This window comes from Mucilaginibacter endophyticus (genome assembly GCF_003351025.1).
In the GTDB taxonomy this organism is placed as follows: Bacteria; Bacteroidota; Bacteroidia; order Sphingobacteriales; family Sphingobacteriaceae; genus Mucilaginibacter; species Mucilaginibacter endophyticus.
Genome location: NZ_QPCG01000001.1, coordinates 315,248 through 333,552, shown reverse-complemented (window position 1 = coordinate 333,552; position 18,305 = coordinate 315,248). Strand labels below are relative to the sequence as shown.

Genomic DNA, 18,305 nt, shown 5'->3' with positions numbered 1-18,305 from the left:
AGATCATGCATACTATATTAGGAGCCGGCGGTCCGGTAGCGAACGCCCTTACCAAAGAGTTAATCAACCATAACGAAACCATCCGCTTAGTTAGCCGCAAACCGGTTAACACCAATAACAACAATAAAGTAACCTGGCAAAAAGCCGACTTGTTAAATTACGATGAGGTACTGTCCGCAGCACAAGGATCAACAGTGATTTACCTTGTAGCAGGCCTGGTTTATGATAAAGACATCTGGCGGGTACAATGGCCGGTGATCATGCAAAACGTAATTAACGTTACCAAAGCAACCGGTGCCCGTTTAATATTTTTTGATAATGTTTATATGTACGGCCTGGTTAACGGCGCCATGACCGAAAACACGCCCTATAAACCAAGCAGTGTTAAAGGCGAGATTCGTGCAGGGATTGCAGAAATGCTCATGAACGAAGTCAAGGCCGGTAATATCAACGCAACTATAGCCCGTGCACCTGATTTTTATGGCGCCCCGATTAACAGCTTTGTTGATATGATGGTGCTGAGCAATTACGCCAAAAAACAAAACGCACAATGGATAGGCAATCCGGATTGTAAACACAATTTTATTTATGTGCCTGACGCAGGTAAAGCTATGTTCATGCTTGGTCAGGCCCCCGATAGCGGCAACCAGATCTGGCACCTCCCTACTCCGCCGGCCATCACCGGTAAACAGTTTTTGGATATTGCCGCCAGGGTTTATAAAGTTGAACCAAAATATAGGCGCGTTAATAAAGTAATGCTATGGCTGTTCGGTTTATTTAAAAAGGTGGTAATGGGTACAGTGGAGATGTATTACCAATACGATCACGATTATATTTTCGACAGCAGCAAATTTGAGAAAGCATTCAACTTTAAACCAACAAGCTATGAGGATGGCATAACCGAAATATCAAAAACGCTTCATAAGGGTTGAGTATGGAGTTGTAAATAACTGTTTAAAAACAAAAAACGCCATTGCGAGGCACGAAGCAATAGCGAACTATATAGAGTGGACCTGCAAATCGGGGATTGCTTCGTGCCTCGCAATGACGTGGTGGATATACTTTTCGTTTATCAAATAAAACACATTTAAACGTGTATTATTTGCACATCTCCAACCATAATCTGCACATTTGCACATAAGCATATCTGCACATCTAAAAATTATGATCCACAAAAAAACAAGAACATATATCCCGGCTTCCCTTGATATTAAATGGGAAACGCTTGAACCTTTTTATAAAGAACTGCTTGATCGTCCTATTAATTCGGTTGAAGAACTGGAAAAATGGCTGCGCGATAAAAGCGAGCTTGAAGCTGCATTGGAAGAAGACTTTGCATGGCGCTACATCCGCATGACCTGCGATACTACCAGCGAGGAGCTGCTTCAGAAATTCCAATACTTTGCTACCGAAATTGAGCCAAAAATAGCCCCTTTCAGCAACGAACTCAACAAAAAACTGGTTGCCAGCGAGTATGTTGACAAACTGGACAGCCATAAGTATTTCGTTTTCCTCCGTGCTGTAAAAAAAGCATTGGAACTTTTCCGCGAGGAAAATATCCCGGTACAAACCGAGATCCAGGTTGAGCAGCAGAAATACCAGTCGATAACCGGCTCTATGTCTGTTCATGTTGATGATAAGGAGTTTACCTTAGAGCAGGCATCTGTATTTTTAAAAGGTACCGACCGTGCCAAGCGCCAGGAAGTTTGGGAAAAGATAACCAATCGCCGTTTACAGGATAAAGAAAAGCTGAACGAGCTTTTTGACCATCTGCGCAAGCTTCGTCATACAGTAGCTACCAACGCAGGTTTTGAAAACTTCCGCGATTACATGTTCCAGGCTTTAGGCCGTTTTGATTATACCCCGCAGGATTGCTATGCCTTCCATGCAGCTATTGAGACCGAAATAGTTCCGATCCTCAAGGCTCAGGCCGAAAAACGCCGTGAGGCTTTAGGGCTACCGACCCTTAAGCCGTGGGATATGGATGTAGATATTTCGGGCAAACCAGCGCTTAAGCCATTCCAAAATGGTGAAGACCTGATCGAAAAATCTATCCAGTGCTTCAGCAACATTAACCGCTATTTGGGAGAGCGTTTAGAAATAATGAAAGATAACGGCCTGTTTGATGTTGAAAGCCGTAAAGGTAAAGCACCAGGTGGCTACAACTATCCCCTGGCCGAAACGGGCGCGCCGTTCATTTTCATGAACTCGGCCAATACATTCCGCGATTTAACCACGATGGTACACGAAGGCGGTCATGCGGTACATACTTTCCTTACTGCCGACCTCGAGCTGAATGATTTTAAACATTGCCCATCTGAAGTTGCAGAACTGGCCTCTATGTCAATGGAGCTGATCTCGATGGATAACTGGAATGTTTATTTTGATAACGAGGAAGACCTGAAACGCGCTAAACGCGACCAATTGGTGGATGTGTTGAAAACCCTGCCATGGGTAGCCGTGGTTGACCAGTTTCAACATTGGATCTATACCAATCCGGGCCACACTGATGCCGACCGCACAACGGCATGGATCGAGATCTTCGAACCATTCGGCGCAAACTTTGCCGATTGGAGCGAACACCGCGAAGCATTGTCAAACTTATGGCAAAAACAATTGCACATTTTCGAAGTACCCTTCTATTACATTGAATATGGCATGGCCCAGTTAGGCGCTATAGCCGTTTGGAAAAACTATAAAGAAAACCCTGAAAAAGGTTTACAGCAATATCTTAACGCTCTTAAGTTAGGCTACACCAAAACCATCAGGGAAATTTATGAAACTGCAGGGATCAAATTTGATTTCAGCGCGGCTTACGTAAAAGAACTGGCTGAGTTTGTGAAAGCGGAGTTGGATAAGTTGAATTAAATAATTCGATAATACTTTATGTCATTGCGAGGAACGAAGCAATCGCATGCTTTACAGAGCGGCCGTGCTTCCGTGCGATTGCTTCGTTCCTCGCAATGACATATTTTTTATCACCACAGGTTACGCTTCGTTAAACCCGCGGCAGCTATTTATTTTGCCAATATCCTCTTATACAACGCCCAATAATCACTCACCATTTTCTCGCTCGAAAACCGGGCATTAGCCCAGTTGTAACAATCAATCCTTTTAATCTCACCAACAGCAGCAACCGCTTCCACCGCTTCCTCGACGGTATCAACCAAAAAACCGGTTTGTCTATCCTTAATCAGTTCCCGCATCGATCCACGATTAAAAGCAATAACAGGCGTACCGCAAAGCATGGCTTCCGCTACACTTAAACCAAATGGTTCATTAAAACTAATAGGATGCAGCAAAGCATAAGCTTTCCCTAAAAGATCCCGACGTTTTTCCGGTCCGGCGTGACCTATATATTCTATATCTGCCGAGAGTTGCGGCTCTATCTTTTCTTTAAAATAATTAGCGTCCTGCACTATGCCCGCTATTAGCAACTTTCGTTTACTTTTTTTGGCGATCTCGATAGCCTCGGCTGTTCCCTTATCCGGATGGATGCGGCCGAAATATAGCAGGTAATCATCCGGTTGCTCATAAAAATTAAAATCCCGGGTGTCCATGCCGTTGTAAACTGTAGCGAGGTAATCAAGCTCCGGACTACGGTCTGCATTGCTGATGGATACATAATGTCCCCTACTGTTGTATTTTTTATATACCGGGACGATCTTTGGTGATGAAAAGCCGTGAATAGTAGTGATCACCGGAGTTTTGGTCAAACCCGAGTAAGTAAGCGGCAGAAAATCGAAGTTATTATGAATGATATCAAACTGCCCGGCCTTTTCCATCAGATTACTGATATGCAGGCATTCCAGCACCTTGGCGTCCTGTGTACGGTCTTCCTCGTAACCGGCAGCACAAATGGCATCAAGCGTACCCGCTGTTATAGAGTCACCGGTGGCAAAGAGTGTTACTTCCGCGCCCAGCTTAACCATACCTTCGGCTATGTTTGATGCTATTTGTTCCCATGGCCCGTAGTGCCTGGGCGGTGTGCGCCAGGCAACAGGGGCTAATACAGCTACTTTCATTTAGCAGGTCTGTAATTTTTGACCGTACTTGTTATATTCGTATTCTAACTCGAAAGCTTTCAATACAGTTAAGTGTGATATGAGGTAAGCCAGCGTGCTTTCTGCCCCCTGGTTACGGTTTATGCCGCCCGGCAGCAAGCCATCACAGCATCCTTTGGTTTCATGATCATACAACGGGGCTCGCAGGGTGTTTTCACCAAGGAACCATTTATAGCTCAGGAACATTTTTTCGATATACTGCGGAACTCTGAAAATCTGGTAAGCCTGAAAATGCATCAGTACCATAGCCATGGTTTCTATCGCCTGCTGATCAAACGTAGGGAAGGTACCACCACGGTAATACCAGCCGTCATTACCTACCGGGCTCAAATACCCGTTTGACAATGTAAGCTGATCAAGGAAAGCCATGGTTGCCAAAGCTATTTTCTTTGCCTCTTCATTTCCCGTTATCTCGCACGAATGCAGTAAAGCCAGCGGAAGAATGGCATTATCATAGGTCATCTTTTCTTCAAACCACTGCCAATCATCTGATTGAGTATTGTTATAAGCATCTATCAGCGGCTGGGTTAAATTGGCTAATATTTTTACCATACCCTCATCTGTAGGATAGACCTGCAGATATAAACTGATACCGATTATGGTATTCGCCATTCCCCTCAAATGCTTCAGAGCTGCAAAATGCGGAACGGATTTGTGGAAGATCTCTAACGAAAATTCCCGGTATGAATTACTTGCGGCACAGCCAATTAAATGACCTAATGCCCAAATAGTACGCCCAAATGAATCTTCCGATCCAACCTCATCCAGGTAACGCCTGTCGAAACTCAGGAAGTTGCGGAAGTTGCCGTCATCGGTTTGCATGTAGTGGATATAGCTCAGGTATATTGGCAGCAATTCAAAAGCTTCCCGGCTTCCATTGCGTTGGTAAGCCATGAGTGCCATAATCAGCGCGCGGGCATTATCGTCTAAACAATAACCCTCTTTCAGATTTGGGATCCCGTATTTGGCATGTTGTACAATACCTGTATCGTCGGTCAGGCGCAAAACATGGGTTAAACTGAATTTTGGAAGTATTTCAGGATCGACTATACTATTGCGAAGGATCTTGTCACTAAAGTCGTAACGTACCAATGATTCCTGGGCCACTTTAATAAACTCGGCGCCAATAACCGGCCAGCGCAAATGCAGCCCATACTGGTAAGCATTTTCTTTCAACTCGGCAAGTACACGATCCTGGTCAAGTAGTTCAATAACTGTATCGGCCAATGCATCTGAATTTTTAAAATCAAACAACCTGCCGCGTTTATCCGCCAGTAACTCGGTGGCATGCCAATACGGGGTTGAAACTACCGCCGCGCCTGCACCAACTGCGTATGAAAGCGTACCGCTAGTGATTTGGGCTTCATTTAAATATGGAGTAACGTAGATTTCACAAGCGGTAAGGTAATTCACCAGCTCTTCTTCAGAGACAAACTTAGCTATGAAAGCGAGATTTTTAGAAACCCCTAACTGCGCGGCAAGCGATTTCAGGTGGTCGCGATACTCTTCGCCCGAGCTTTTGATAACGCCAGGATGTGTGTTACCCAATACTACGTACATTACGTCAGGGTGTTTCTCAACTATTTTTGGGAGGGCCTTAACTACGGTTTCCAAACCTTTGTTGCGGCTTAACAAACCAAAGGTTAACATTACCCTTTTATTTTTAAATGACGACAGATTTTTAACCGGGTTTTCAACCGGCGCTTCAACATCAGGAACACCATGCTCAATGATCTGGATCTTATCGGCAGGGATTTCATAAATGTTAGTCAGAAATTCAACCGCACGTTTACTCATCACCACAATCTTTGACGATTGCTCGGCTATCTCGCGGATGATGATGCGCTGCACATAGCTCGGATCTTTTAATATGGTATGCAGGATAGAGATCAGCGGTTTCTCGAGGCGATTGATCAGCGGAAGAATATAAATGCCGCTTTCGCCGCCATAAATACCAAATTCATGTTCCATGATGCATACGTCGGCATCACTCGTATTGATGTAGTTTGCCGCCCGGATATAATCTTTCTGGTGGTTTTGACGGATAACATATTTTACCTCCTCCGGGTACTCGTATTCCTGTAAATTTTCCGAATCATTAAGGGCTACAACAAATCCATTTTGTGCCAGGTTTTTCCTTTCGGGAAAATTTGAACTAATGGCATGCATTAAATTATTGTTAAATGTTGCAAGACCGCATTCGCGGGGAGGATAAGTGGATATATATGCTATTTTCATAAGTAGATTGTGTATAGATTCATTTCACTGTTCTGTTTTAAAAAATTTAATTAATTGTAAAAACAGAATGACTACAAAAAAGTGCAATAAGTGACCTGAATTATTGCTTCGGATACATCCAAGGCACTATTTTCATAGATACAGGTATAAATGCACAAACCATACCAATTTAACTCAAACTAAAATTTTGCGATATTATTTAACAGTTGTAACAGGCAAGTTACAGGGAGGGATTATTGTTATAAATGTTGTCATTTCGATAGAGCATGGCCGGGGGATCACGCGGCGGGACGAAAGAGAAATCTTATACGTCATGCAAATTCAACCTGCATAGTTGCTTATCATATTGTATAAGATTTCTCCTCGTTCCTCGTTCGAAATGACAACGAAAGGATTATTTCTTTTATTTATTGGCATAGAAATCAATCGCCTCTATAATCACATCACAAGCTTTCCTGATCTCATTTGGGGTGATAATAAGCGGCGGGGCCAGGCGCATAGAGTTACTGCAATGCAGGAACCAGTCGGTTATCACGCCGTTTTCGATACAGCGGTCAATTATTTTTTTATTAAGATCGAAATCTTCTAATTCAACAGCCATCATCAGGCCTTTACCACGAACCTGGTGTATAGCGGGGTGTACAAGCAATTCGCGAAACAGGGCTTCTTTGTTTGCAACGGCAGATACAAGATCATTATCCAGCAGAAACTCTAAGGCAGCCAAACCCGCCGCGCAACATACCGGGTGCCCACCAAAGGTAGTGATATGACCAAGTATCGGATTTTCCTTCAGCGCATCCATGATCTGGTTTGATGAGATGAATGCTCCTATCGGCATTCCGCCGCCCAGGGCTTTTGCCAGCAACAGAATATCAGGGACAATATCAAAATGCTCAAAAGCGAAAAGCTTACCTGTACGGCCGAAAGCCGCCTGAATTTCATCCAGTATCAGCAAGGTACCTGTTTTGGTACAGCGGGCACGTAAAGCTTGCATATAGGTCAAATCCGGCACGCGGATCCCGGCTTCACCCTGTATAGTTTCAACGATCACGCAAGCTGTTTGCTCAGTGATCAAATCCAGATCTTCAGGATTATTAAAGCGGATAAAGTTTACTCCGGGTAATAATGGTCTGTATGCCTGTTTAAACTCTTCATTACCCATTACGCTTAAAGCACCCTGGGTACTGCCATGATAAGAATTATGGCAAGCTACAATCTGCTGCCGGCCAGTGAAGCGCTTGGCCAACTTTAATGCGCCCTCAACAGCTTCAGCTCCGGAATTGGTAAAATAAACCGATTGCAGGTTATCCGGCAATACAGAAACCAGCTTTTCGGCAAAGCGGACTTGCGGTGTCTGTACGTATTCGCCGTATACCATCAGGTGCATATATTTATCAACCTGCTCTTTTATAGCGTTAATAACATAAGGATTACTGTGTCCCAGGCTGCTAACACCAATGCCTGATATCAAGTCGATGTAAGGTTTGCCCTCCGCATTGTACATATAAACACCTTCGGCACGCTCAAATTCAAGCAATAAAGGGAAATTGGTGGTTTGAGCGTTATTGGCTAAAAAAAGCTGGCGAAGAGTTGTCATGATGCTAAGTTCTGAGTCTTAAGTTTTGAGTCTTAAGTCGATTTTGTTGTGAATCTTAAAAAGACGTCATTGCGAGGTACGAGGCAATCGCGAACTATACCAGGCGGCTCTGCTCATCGGGGATTGCTTCGTACCTCGCAATGACGAGTAGTAGAACCCAGACTTACGAAGTTTTAAAAACTTCGTAAGTCTTAGATCCGCAATGACGCTTACTTAAATTTTAGCGACAAAGATAAACTAAAACAGATGGACGAAAATCCATCTGCAAATGTTATTTGAAATACTTTAAATTTTCAAGACAGTGAGGTAACTAATCTCTAAACTCCAACCCCTAATCTCTCCCCTAATTCCCCGCTCTTTCGCTGCGTTCGCTGAGTTGTTTGATGAGTTCGTCGTTAAACTCCTGCTCGCTTTTGTAAAGCACGCTCACCTTTTCGGGCGGAAGAATTTTGGAGAACGAATCACGGTAACGTTTACGGATCCCAACCAACTGGCTTTCGTAATAAATTTCTTTATCTATTTGCTCAGTACCGTTGGTTGATGAGGTTGAGTTGTTTAAACGCTTCAGGATACGCACAGCAGTAAGCTCCTGCTGATATTGATTATAAAGCGGCCAGAATTTGGTTGCTTCATCATCGGTAAGATCAAGCTGGCGGCTGATATACCTGTTACGGGCAGCCTCAAGTCTTTTTCCCATAGCACCCTTTTTGTTGCCATTAGGGCGAACGGGATTAAGCTCGGGCCTTGAAGGTGTTTGAGCCGGAACAAAGCGGTTAACCTGCCCCACAGCTTCATAGCCTATAGCCATAACAAATAGCACAATACAAATATGCCTGATCAATTTACTCATTAAATATTTCCTCTGTTTAATTATCTATATAATCCGACAGATCTTCGTCTGCATTACTTGTATTACTTTTCTGATTAGCATCCATCAGTGTACGGGTATCGCTTGCGTCCATGTGCAACTGAAGGTAGCTTTTTATTTCATCAACCGGAACTGATGATACCTGCTCGTGTAAATAAGAGTGGTTATGATCTGAAGGCTGTAAATCTCCCCTGAAAATAACACCTACGCCAAGTATCAGGGCAAAACAAGCGGCTGTAGCATACCTGATGGTTGGTGATGACCAAAGCCTCCTTACCATGCCTTTTTTCTGTACAGGCTTAGCTTTATTAATGCTTACAACGTTATCTGCTTCCTGCTCCTCTTCTGCCTCGGCATTTACGGTTTTATCCAAAATGCGTTGGCTAAGCTTGTCAAAATAGTTTGCAGGCACTTCAAAGCCCTCATGCTCTACGTTCATAGCTTCCTCAACCGCTATGCGGCTTTGGATATTGGCGCTCAATTCCTCAAAATAATTTTCAGGAACGGTAAAGCCTTCATCGCCCATGGCCTCCTCCACCGCAATACGGCTCTGGATATTACTGCTCAGTTGGCCAAAGTAATTCTCGGGAACCGTGAAGCCTTCATCGGCCATACTTATAGCTTCCTCTACCGCAATGCGGCTTTGGATGTTACTGCTCAGTTCGTCAAAATAGTTTTCGGGCACCGTGAAACCCTCGCCCGCATCCATGGCTTCATCTACCACAATACGGCTTTGAATGTTGCTGCTAAGCTCATCAAAATAATTTTCGGGAACGGTAAACCCCGAATCACCTGCGCCAAAAGCACTTTCAATATTTATGCGGCTCCGGATATTGCTATTTAACTCGTCGAAGTAATTTTCAGGTACCGTGTACCCTGCAGATGGATAGTTCTTTAATCCCTCAAGCCTTATGCGTGTTGTAATGTGCTGCGCTAACTCATGGAAATAGCCATCAGGCACCGTGAACGGGTTAGTTTTGCTAACCTGTTTCAGCGCGATGAAATCATCCAGCCATTCCCTATTGTCCATATCGCTTTTCATACACAACTATAGATTACTATTGTGCTAAAAGGTTTAACGTAAATTAAAAAATTAATCTCTGCCAAGCAAATGAGCTTCTATCTTTTTGACTGCCAGGTGAAAAGATGCTTTTAAAGCCCCCACACTGGTACCCAAAACCTGCGACATTTCCTCGTACTTCATGTCTTCATAGTATTTCATATTGAAAACAAGCCGTTGTTTTTCGGGCAGGGTAAGCAATGCTTCCTGCAGTTTACGCTGCGCGGCGTCGCCGTTAAAATAGGTTGAGTCGGCCAGTGTATCGGCCAGCTCATAAGCAACATCATCCAACGAAACATTATTTTTTTGTTTTTTCTTATTCAAAAAAGTAATGCATTCGTTGGATGCTATCCTGTACATCCAGGTGTACAGTTGCGCGTCGTTTCTGAAACCAGCCAGGTTTTTCCAAACCTTTACAAAAACATCCTGAACCAGGTCATCGGCATCGTCATGATCAACAACCATACGACGGATGTGCCAGTATATTTTCTGCTGGTATTTTTTCAACAACAGGTTAAATGCCTCATTCCGGGTCTTTCCGTCCTGAAACTTGCTTAATATCTCTGAATCTTCAACCTGTACCGACATTTTTAGAATTTTATTAATGTTAAAGGTTTAATTAACCTTTTTTGTTTTTTCTTTCTATCACCTTTTTAACCGCTGCCACAATATGCTCGGCATCTAAGCCGTATTTTGTCATCAGTTGTTCTGGTGTACCACTTTCGCCAAAGCTATCGTTAACAGCTACGTACTCCTGTGGTGATGGGTTGTGTACCGCAAGTACCTGCGCAATGCTATCACCCAAGCCACCTAAACGGTTATGCTCTTCGGCAGTAACTACGCAACCGGTTTTAGCAACTGATTTTAATACAGCCTCTTCATCCAGCGGTTTAATGGTGTGGATGTTGATGATCTCGGCATCGATACCCTGCTCAGCCAAGATTTCGCCGGCTAAAATAGCCTGCCATACCAGGTGACCGGTAGCAAAGATACTTACATCTGCACCTTCGTTCACCATCCATGCTTTACCAATTTCAAATTTTTGATCAGGATCGGTAAAGATAGGAACAACCGGGCGACCGAAACGTAAGTAAACCGGGCCGTCATAATCAGCTATCGCGATAGTAGCAGCTTTGGTTTGGTTATAATCGCAGGTGTTGATAACGGTCATGCCTGGTAACATTTTCATCAGGCCGATATCTTCCAGGATCTGGTGGGTAGCACCGTCTTCGCCCAAAGTTAAACCAGCGTGTGAAGCGCAAATTTTAACGTTTTTGTTTGAATAAGCTACCGACTGGCGGATCTGGTCATAAACCCTGCCTGTAGAGAAGTTAGCGAAAGTACCGGTGAAAGGGATTTTACCACCGATGGTCATACCGGCAGCAATACCTATCATGTTGGCTTCGGCAATACCTACCTGTACAAAACGCTCAGGGAATGCTTTAATAAAATCGTTCATTTTCAATGAACCGATAAGGTCGGCACAAAGAGCAACAACCTGATCGTTTTTCTGGCCTGCTTCCAGCAACCCGGCGCCAAAGCCCGAGCGGGTATCTTTTTTATCTGTGTAAGTGTATTTTTTCATTTTGCCTACCCCTCCCCTCTTTCAAGGAAAGGAATTTGGATTTTAAATCGTGATAACCAAATTGATGTTTTTTTGACTCTCCCCCTTTAGGGGGCCGGGGGGCTAATAATCGCCCAGTGTTTCCTCTAACTGATCTAACGCCAGTTTAAGCTGCTCATCATTTGGAGCAACACCGTGCCATTTGTGGCTGCCTACCATAAAGTCGACACCATAACCCATTTCAGTATGCATCAGGATCATGATTGGTTTGCCTTGTCCTGTGCGGCTTTTTGCTTCTTCAAGCACCCTAACCACATCGGCCATATCATTACCTTTCATATCCAATACATCCCAGCCAAAAGCTTCCCATTTAGCGCGAAGATCGCCTAATGAAAGTACTTGTTTGGTTGGACCATCAATTTGCTGACCGTTAACATCTATAGTCGAGATCAGGTTATCAACATGATTGTGAGGAGCAAACATCGCGGCTTCCCAAATCTGGCCTTCCTGGATCTCTCCATCGCCATGCAGGGTAAACACCAATGATTTATCACCATTTAATTTTTTAGCAAGCGCGGCACCAATAGCTACCGATAAGCCCTGGCCTAATGAACCCGAAGCAATACGGATACCCGGAAGGTGCTCATGTGTAGTTGGGTGACCTTGTAAACGCGCGTTCAACTTACGGAAAGTAGCAAGTTCCGCCTTATCGAAGTAACCTGCGTGTGCCAGTGTGCTGTAAAATACAGGCGAAATATGGCCGTTTGACAGGAAGAAGATATCCTCGCCAACAGCATCCATATTAAATTTAGGATCGTGGTTCATTACCGAAAAGTACAATGCGGTAAAGAAATCGGTACAGCCCAATGAGCCACCAGGGTGACCCGATTGACAGCCGTGTACCATACGTACAATGTCGCGCCTTATTTGCGACGCGGTTTTTTCTAATGTTTGTAAGTCTGCTTTCATTAATGGAATTTAGGAACTGCTAAAGTAGCTATTATGATTGTGTTTTTAACACTTATTTTACAAGATCAAGCACCTGCTGTGATGAGGCCTTAGTATCAACCTTGCTAATCACGTGCGTAATAACTCCTTCTGCATCAATTATGAATGTAGTACGTGCCGTACCCATGTATTTTTTGCCGTACATATTCTTCTCAACCCAAACGCCATAAGCTTCAACAATTTTAAGCTCATTATCGGCAATAAGTGTAAATGGCAGGCTGTATTTGGTTTCAAATTTTTTGTGCGATTTTTCATCGTCGGTACTTACACCTATTACTTCATACCCTTTGCTTAAAAGCGATTGATAATTATCCCTGAAATCGCATGATTCGGCGGTACAGCCTGGGGTATCATCTTTTGGGTAAAAATAAAGGATCACATTTTTACCTTTGTAATCGGCAAGGGATACTTCCTTACCGTTTTGGTCTTTAGCGGTAAAAGCGGGTGCTTTATCGCCTTCTTTTAATGTTGTCATGTTTTATTTAGGTACTTATCTGGAAAAATCGGCGGAAAATTCCGAAAAATTATTCTTGTTATCAACTAAAGTCAACTTAAACACGTGTTTACCGGGTGCAATATCGTTATTAAACGTGTAACTTAATATTTTACTTTTATAATCGTGCTCCATTAGCACCCATTTACCGTCAATGGTGCCGGTATAGCTTTTAATTCCTGATAAATTATCACTCATCCTGAAGTTAATACTGCGTGCAGCCTTCATATTGCTTCCGTTTTTGATATTAAGTGGACGGATAACCGGTGCTACTGTATCTACCTTAATATAATAATCGCCAAAGGCACTCACCTGCGATATCACGTAACCATCCTTAAAATAACCTCCCTGGCAGCCTCCCCACGAGCTCACAATAACGGCTTTATCGGCATACTTACCGAGGTCAACATCCGGCTTAATCCAAATCTCATAGCTATCATGAATAGGCGTTAACCTGTTATGGATATGGTGCATGGCCGAATAAGCACCTGCTGGTTTTGCCGATGCCGAATATTGAAAATCCAGGTCATCATACAAATTACCTGGCATAATGATCACTTTCACCTTATCATTGCTAAACTCGCTTCGCTTATCATAGTAAAACATGGTGCCGGTAGGTTTTACAGGCTGAGGGTTTGTAAACGGAGAAGATTTTACTTTTAGCTTGAGCGATGATGTATTGCCTGCAACATCTTTCACTACATATTCAACATCGTGCATAGCATTGTCATCAAATGTAATAATGCCATTGTTTACCGATTGCGGATACAGCGAAATGCGGCTTCCGGGCAGAATGAAACATTTCTGCATCCACCTTCGCGATGATTCGAAGGCTGGGTAATCGATATAAGCGTTGATGGCATGGGTTTGATCAAACGCGAAACGCTCGACAGCAAAGGTGTATACCGTTTTACCGTCCAGTTTTAGTTCGATGGAATAAACACCGTTATGATTAAACGATGTGCTGTTCATATCGGTGGTATTAATACCAAACCCGATATTGCCGCTTAGCTCCAGCGTTTGCGGCTTAATAAGATGGTAATTACCGCCTGCACCGGTCACTCCTAAAAACTCCTTAGGAGTTTTTTCGCTGAAAGGTTTCCCGTTAAGGTGATAGATGCCGATAGCCGTGATTGTAGGCGGTACTTTATCCGGAATGGTTAGCCCGAACAACTGCGCGTTAATGGTTTCCTCGGTTTTACTGTCGCGAATTTCGAAGTGCACATGAGGACCGGCCGATGCGCCTGCATTACCAGAAATAGCCACAACCTCATCCTTTTTAACCGGCACCTGCGTTGGCGTCAGGTTAAAATCGGCCTCATAGGTTTGATGATCGTACTGGTATTTTTTAACCAGATCAATAACCGCCGGGCTAAAACTTTCCAAATGGCCGTAAACGGTGGTGTACCCATTAGGATGGGTAATGTAGATGGCCCGTCCAAAACCACCAAACTGCACACGTACTCGTGATATATATCCTTCGGCAGCGGCATGTACTGGATAGCCGGTACGCTGATTGGTTTTAAAATCCAACCCGGAGTGAAAATGCGAAGGCCTTAGCTCACCAAATGAGCCGGCAGTGGTGGGAGGTGTAAGATCAAGCGGATACCTGAAATAGTTTTGCGGGTACTGCCTGCTTTGTATAATATCATTCTGTGCAAATGTGTTTGAATAAAGCGCCAAACACATTGCACCTGTAACCAATAATTTTTTGATCATGCTTATTTAACGTAAAAATCAAGCATTTTCTCATCCTCAAGATATCCCTCAAGCCTGTCGCCGATTTTTACTTTTGATACACCTGGTGGGGTGCCTGTAAATATTAAGTCGCCCTTTTTAAGGGTGATGTATTTTGAAACAAATGCGATGATGCTCTCGAACGAGAAAAGCAGATCGCGGGTATTGCCCTGCTGACGTGTTTCGCCGTTGATATCCAGTTTAAAGTTGATATCATAAACCGACTCAAACTTGCTTTTAGGCACAAAATTGCTGATAGGCGCCGAACCATCAAAAGCTTTGGCTAACTCCCAGGGCAATCCTTTTTCTTTATGACGGGCCTGAACATCGCGCGCGGTGAAGTCAATCCCCAAACCAATTTCCTCGTAATAGTTAGCGGCAAATTTTTCGCTGATATGCTTGCCTTCCTTGCTGATCTTTAAAACCAGTTCTATTTCGTGATGAACATCTTCCGAAAAATCAGGATGATAAAAAGGCTTGTTTTCTTTCAGCAAAGCTGTGTCGGGCTTCATGAAGATAACCGGAGTGGTAGGTACCGGGTTATTGAGTTCTTTGGCGTGTTCGGCGTAGTTGCGGCCAATGGCAATAATTTTCATAAATGAACGCTATAATCGCCAAAGCTAAAAAATTTGATGGGTTTGGGAGAACGTTTGTAATGTTGTATTAATTATTTGACCTGCCTCAAGTAAAACTTACGTTGCAAAGTTGCGTACCTATGGCACGCGATAATACCCAACCATCCAATTGCTACAAACCTTTTGCCCCGCTGGGGCAGCCTGAAAGGTGAATAACCCATATCGTTAATCATATCACAAACATAGATCGAAGTCTCTGACTTCGATCCACTATGCCTGTAGTCTTCAGACTACAGTAATTTTATTAGTTGCAAACTACACGTATATTTAATTCGAAGTCAAATACTTCGAACAGCTATTTTTTGATTAGCTTAACAAATGAAGGGTGTTTAATTAATAACCGAAATCCTTTTGATAACAGATTCGGTGCCGGCTACTACGCGTACAAAATAAAAACCGCGCACCAGCTTATTGCTGATAGGGTAATTCAGATTATGATCGCCAGATTCAACCCTTTGCGAAAACAGGGTGGAAATATCGTTACCCAACACATCCATTATTTTAATGGTAACGTTGGTATTGCGCGATATAGAGTATTTAAGATTAATTTGATCGGTAACCGGATTTGGGTACAACTGCACATCACTTAACAGCTTGTCATCTGGCCTTGATACATTCAATTTAACATTTGAAGTAACAGCAGGTTTTAACGGAGGAAGCGAAAGATGCAGGCCATTTTTTAAATAAGATGTCTTGGCGCCCTTGGTTTTACCCCTAAGATACACGGTATCAGACTTTAGCGTATGCCCATCAACTACAAAGGCGAAGTTCATGAAAATTGCCATCGCAATCATCACGATCCACGTATACGTGTAAACATAAGAATATGTAAAATTCCGCCTCATTATTTAGTATGATTCTACAAAAGTATAAATAATGCCCTCATCCCATTAAATATTAATGTTTTTGTAAAACTTTTTAACAAATTTTAACAAAATGTGTAACCTTATTGTATTGTAGACACATTATTTCCTTATACGTTTAATCAGTATAATGGTTTAACCAAAAAAATTAATATTTTTGCCATCTCTAAATCATAAAAGTGTCAAATCATAAAGATCTGCATAAACTGTCGGCCGCTGGCTTCCTGATCAGTTTAGGAATAATTTACGGTGATATTGGTACCTCCCCATTATACGTATTTAAGGCCATAGTTGGCCAACGTCAAATTTCAGAAACGTTAATTCTTGGAGGTGTTTCGCTTATTTTCTGGACATTAACCCTGCAAACCACTTTAAAATATGTGGTAATCACGCTAAGGGCCGACAACAAAGGTGAGGGTGGCATTTTTTCGCTGTTCTCATTGGTACGTCGTAAAGCAAAATGGCTTATTGTTCCCGCGGTAGTGGGCGGTTGTGCCTTGCTTGCCGATGGTATCATTACCCCGCCAATTACCATATCATCGGCTATTGAAGGTTTGCAAACTTATTACCCCAATTTACCAACTGTATATGTGGTAATGGCCATTATTACAGTACTCTTCATCATTCAACAGTTTGGTACATCACTGGTGGGTAAAGCATTTGGGCCTATTATGTTCCTTTGGTTTACTATGATGGGAGTTTTGGGACTTACTTATATCGTGCACGATCCATGGGTTATCCGTTCTCTGAACCCGTACTATGCATTTAAATTGCTTACTTCAAGCTCAAGTGATGGCGCGTTTATTATACTGGGTGCCGTGTTCCTGTGTACTACAGGTGCAGAGGCCCTATACTCCGACCTTGGTCACTGCGGTAAAGCAAACATCCGTGTAAGCTGGGTGTATGTTAAAATATGTTTGATCTTAAACTACCTGGGGCAGGCGGTATGGCTATTACAGCGCAACGGCCACACGATGGATTTGAACTCTAACAATCCATTTTACCAGATCATGCCGTCATGGTTCCTGATCTATGGTATTGGTATCGCTACCGTGGCTGCAATTATTGCCAGCCAGGCGCTTATATCGGGTTCATTTACACTTATTGCCGAGGCCGTAAGGCTTAACCTTTGGCCAAAAGTGAGGATCAATTACCCCTCCGAACAAAAAGGGCAACTGTATGTACCAAGCGTTAATTGGTTACTTTGGGCCGGTTGTTTAGGTGTAGTACTCATCTTCAAACATTCGGACAAAATGGAGGCTGCTTACGGTTTAAGTATTACCGTAGCCATGCTCATGACCACCATACTGGTATCTAAATTCCTGAAACGTAAAAAGGTTCCTAATTATATCATCAATACCTTTTTAGCGGTTTACCTGCTTATTGAAGGTACTTTCCTTACCGGTAACCTGCATAAGTTTTTAGATGGTGGTTGGTTTACCTTGTCAATAGGCTTCGTTCTGTTCACTGTAATGTGGACATGGCATACTGCCCGTAAAATCAGGAACCGCTATGTTAAGTTTGTTGAGATTGAGGATTATTTCGATATTATAACAGAGCTGAGCCTTGACGAAAGCGTGCCTAAATATGCCTCGCAACTGGTGTACTTAACCAGCGCCAATTTCAATTCGGAAATTGAATCAAAAATTGTTTACTCAATACTGCAAAAGCAACCTAAACGTGCCGATGTTTACTGGCTGGTACACGTTGACGTTGTGGACGAGCCTTACAAACGCGAATACGAAGTTGACCACCTGGTACCAAATAAATTGATCCGTATTGACTTTAAGCTCGGTTTCCGTGTTGAGCAGCAAATAAACCTGCTATTCAGAAAAGTAGTGGAAGACTTGGTTAAAAAAGGCGAGGTTGATATTACCAGCACCTACAAATCGCTGAACAAGCACAAAATAGTAGGCGACTTCCGTTTTGTGGTGATCGAGAAGATCTTCTCACGTTCGCATAACCTGTCGTTTGTTGAACGCTTTATTATGGATTACTACAAGCAGCTTAAGAAAGTAAGTTTATCTGAGGAGCGTGGTTTCGGCCTCGACCTGAGCTTTGTAACGGTTGAAAAAGTGCCCCTGGTACTTGCTATACCTGAAGCAATTGAAATACACAGGGTTAATTAAACAGCCTTTTTAATATTGAAAGCCTTCCGGAAACGGGAGGTTTTTTTGT

General features: G+C 43.1%; 15 protein-coding genes. 3 read left to right on the top strand and 12 right to left on the bottom strand.

Features of this window, described 5'->3' with window-relative positions:
• Positions 1 to 5 precede the first annotated feature (5 nt).
• Positions 6 to 932: an NAD-dependent epimerase/dehydratase family protein gene (locus tag DUL71_RS01390; protein ID WP_114936407.1), complete on the top strand. Its 927-nt coding sequence runs from the start codon at positions 6 to 8 to the stop codon at positions 930 to 932.
• Between the two features lie 232 nt (positions 933 to 1,164).
• Positions 1,165 to 2,868: a M3 family oligoendopeptidase gene (locus tag DUL71_RS01385; protein WP_114936406.1), complete on the top strand. Its 1,704-nt coding sequence runs from the start codon at positions 1,165 to 1,167 to the stop codon at positions 2,866 to 2,868.
• 149 nt (positions 2,869 to 3,017) lie between these two features.
• On the opposite strand, the gene DUL71_RS01380 is transcribed toward DUL71_RS01385, so the two are convergent.
• The 12 genes from DUL71_RS01380 to DUL71_RS01325 form a co-directional block, all read right to left on the bottom strand.
• Positions 3,018 to 4,025 (bottom strand): glycosyltransferase family 4 protein, encoded by a 1,008-nt coding sequence (locus tag DUL71_RS01380; RefSeq protein ID WP_114936405.1) that lies wholly within the window; start codon positions 4,023 to 4,025, stop codon positions 3,018 to 3,020.
• Positions 4,026 to 6,302, bottom strand: a complete 2,277-nt coding sequence (locus DUL71_RS01375) for a glycosyltransferase family 4 protein (RefSeq protein WP_114936404.1) — start codon at positions 6,300 to 6,302, stop codon at positions 4,026 to 4,028.
• A gap of 403 nt (positions 6,303 to 6,705) precedes the next feature.
• Positions 6,706 to 7,899 carry an aspartate aminotransferase family protein gene (locus tag DUL71_RS01370; protein ID WP_114936403.1) on the bottom strand — a complete coding sequence of 398 codons (1,194 nt, stop codon included), beginning with the start codon at positions 7,897 to 7,899 and terminating at the stop codon, positions 6,706 to 6,708.
• 343 nt (positions 7,900 to 8,242) lie between these two features.
• A complete protein-coding gene (locus DUL71_RS01365) occupies positions 8,243 to 8,749 on the bottom strand; it encodes a hypothetical protein (protein WP_146749958.1) in 507 nt (168 codons plus the stop codon).
• Positions 8,750 to 8,765: 16 nt separating this feature from the next.
• A complete protein-coding gene (locus DUL71_RS01360) occupies positions 8,766 to 9,797 on the bottom strand; it encodes a hypothetical protein (protein ID WP_154402291.1) in 1,032 nt (343 codons plus the stop codon).
• Positions 9,798 to 9,860: 63 nt separating this feature from the next.
• Entirely contained in the window at positions 9,861 to 10,415 is a 555-nt protein-coding gene (locus DUL71_RS01355; RefSeq protein ID WP_114936401.1) for an RNA polymerase sigma factor, read from the bottom strand.
• Between the two features lie 31 nt (positions 10,416 to 10,446).
• Positions 10,447 to 11,412: a transketolase family protein gene (locus DUL71_RS01350; RefSeq protein WP_114936400.1), complete on the bottom strand. Its 966-nt coding sequence runs from the start codon at positions 11,410 to 11,412 to the stop codon at positions 10,447 to 10,449.
• Positions 11,413 to 11,514: 102 nt separating this feature from the next.
• Complete coding sequence (locus DUL71_RS01345; protein ID WP_090531971.1) at positions 11,515 to 12,360, bottom strand: transketolase; 846 nt, start codon at positions 12,358 to 12,360, stop codon at positions 11,515 to 11,517.
• A gap of 52 nt (positions 12,361 to 12,412) precedes the next feature.
• Positions 12,413 to 12,874, bottom strand: coding sequence for a thioredoxin-dependent thiol peroxidase (gene bcp / locus DUL71_RS01340; RefSeq protein WP_114936399.1), 462 nt, complete (start codon positions 12,872 to 12,874; stop codon positions 12,413 to 12,415).
• Positions 12,875 to 12,889: 15 nt separating this feature from the next.
• Positions 12,890 to 14,611: a M23 family metallopeptidase gene (locus tag DUL71_RS01335; protein WP_114936398.1), complete on the bottom strand. Its 1,722-nt coding sequence runs from the start codon at positions 14,609 to 14,611 to the stop codon at positions 12,890 to 12,892.
• 2 nt (positions 14,612 to 14,613) lie between these two features.
• Positions 14,614 to 15,225 carry a fumarylacetoacetate hydrolase family protein gene (locus tag DUL71_RS01330; protein ID WP_114936397.1) on the bottom strand — a complete coding sequence of 204 codons (612 nt, stop codon included), beginning with the start codon at positions 15,223 to 15,225 and terminating at the stop codon, positions 14,614 to 14,616.
• A 368-nt stretch (positions 15,226 to 15,593) separates the two neighbouring features.
• On the bottom strand, positions 15,594 to 16,037 hold the full coding sequence (locus DUL71_RS01325) for a T9SS type A sorting domain-containing protein (protein WP_161964353.1): 444 nt from the start codon (positions 16,035 to 16,037) through the stop codon (positions 15,594 to 15,596).
• A gap of 269 nt (positions 16,038 to 16,306) precedes the next feature.
• Here DUL71_RS01325 and DUL71_RS01320 point away from each other — a divergent pair, with 269 nt between their 5' ends.
• Positions 16,307 to 18,256, top strand: coding sequence for a KUP/HAK/KT family potassium transporter (locus DUL71_RS01320; RefSeq protein WP_114936395.1), 1,950 nt, complete (start codon positions 16,307 to 16,309; stop codon positions 18,254 to 18,256).
• The last annotated feature ends 49 nt before the right edge of the window (positions 18,257 to 18,305 follow it).

Bases quoted from the DNA above. Each gene is read 5' to 3' on its own strand.
- DUL71_RS01325 (WP_161964353.1), bottom strand. From the start codon at position 16,037: ATGAACTTCGCCTTTGTAGTTGATGGGCATACGCTAAAGTCTGATACC.
- DUL71_RS01360 (WP_154402291.1), bottom strand. From the start codon at position 9,797: ATGGACAATAGGGAATGGCTGGATGATTTCATCGCGCTGAAACAGGTT.
- DUL71_RS01375 (WP_114936404.1), bottom strand. From the start codon at position 6,302: ATGAAAATAGCATATATATCCACTTATCCTCCCCGCGAATGCGGTCTT.
- bcp (WP_114936399.1), bottom strand. From the start codon at position 12,874: ATGACAACATTAAAAGAAGGCGATAAAGCACCCGCTTTTACCGCTAAA.
- DUL71_RS01380 (WP_114936405.1), bottom strand. From the start codon at position 4,025: ATGAAAGTAGCTGTATTAGCCCCTGTTGCCTGGCGCACACCGCCCAGG.
- DUL71_RS01335 (WP_114936398.1), bottom strand. From the start codon at position 14,611: ATGATCAAAAAATTATTGGTTACAGGTGCAATGTGTTTGGCGCTTTAT.
- DUL71_RS01345 (WP_090531971.1), bottom strand. From the start codon at position 12,360: ATGAAAGCAGACTTACAAACATTAGAAAAAACCGCGTCGCAAATAAGG.
- DUL71_RS01385 (WP_114936406.1), top strand. From the start codon at position 1,165: ATGATCCACAAAAAAACAAGAACATATATCCCGGCTTCCCTTGATATT.
- DUL71_RS01365 (WP_146749958.1), bottom strand. From the start codon at position 8,749: ATGAGTAAATTGATCAGGCATATTTGTATTGTGCTATTTGTTATGGCT.
- DUL71_RS01370 (WP_114936403.1), bottom strand. From the start codon at position 7,899: ATGACAACTCTTCGCCAGCTTTTTTTAGCCAATAACGCTCAAACCACC.
- DUL71_RS01390 (WP_114936407.1), top strand. From the start codon at position 6: ATGCATACTATATTAGGAGCCGGCGGTCCGGTAGCGAACGCCCTTACC.
- DUL71_RS01330 (WP_114936397.1), bottom strand. From the start codon at position 15,225: ATGAAAATTATTGCCATTGGCCGCAACTACGCCGAACACGCCAAAGAA.
- DUL71_RS01355 (WP_114936401.1), bottom strand. From the start codon at position 10,415: ATGTCGGTACAGGTTGAAGATTCAGAGATATTAAGCAAGTTTCAGGAC.
- DUL71_RS01350 (WP_114936400.1), bottom strand. From the start codon at position 11,412: ATGAAAAAATACACTTACACAGATAAAAAAGATACCCGCTCGGGCTTT.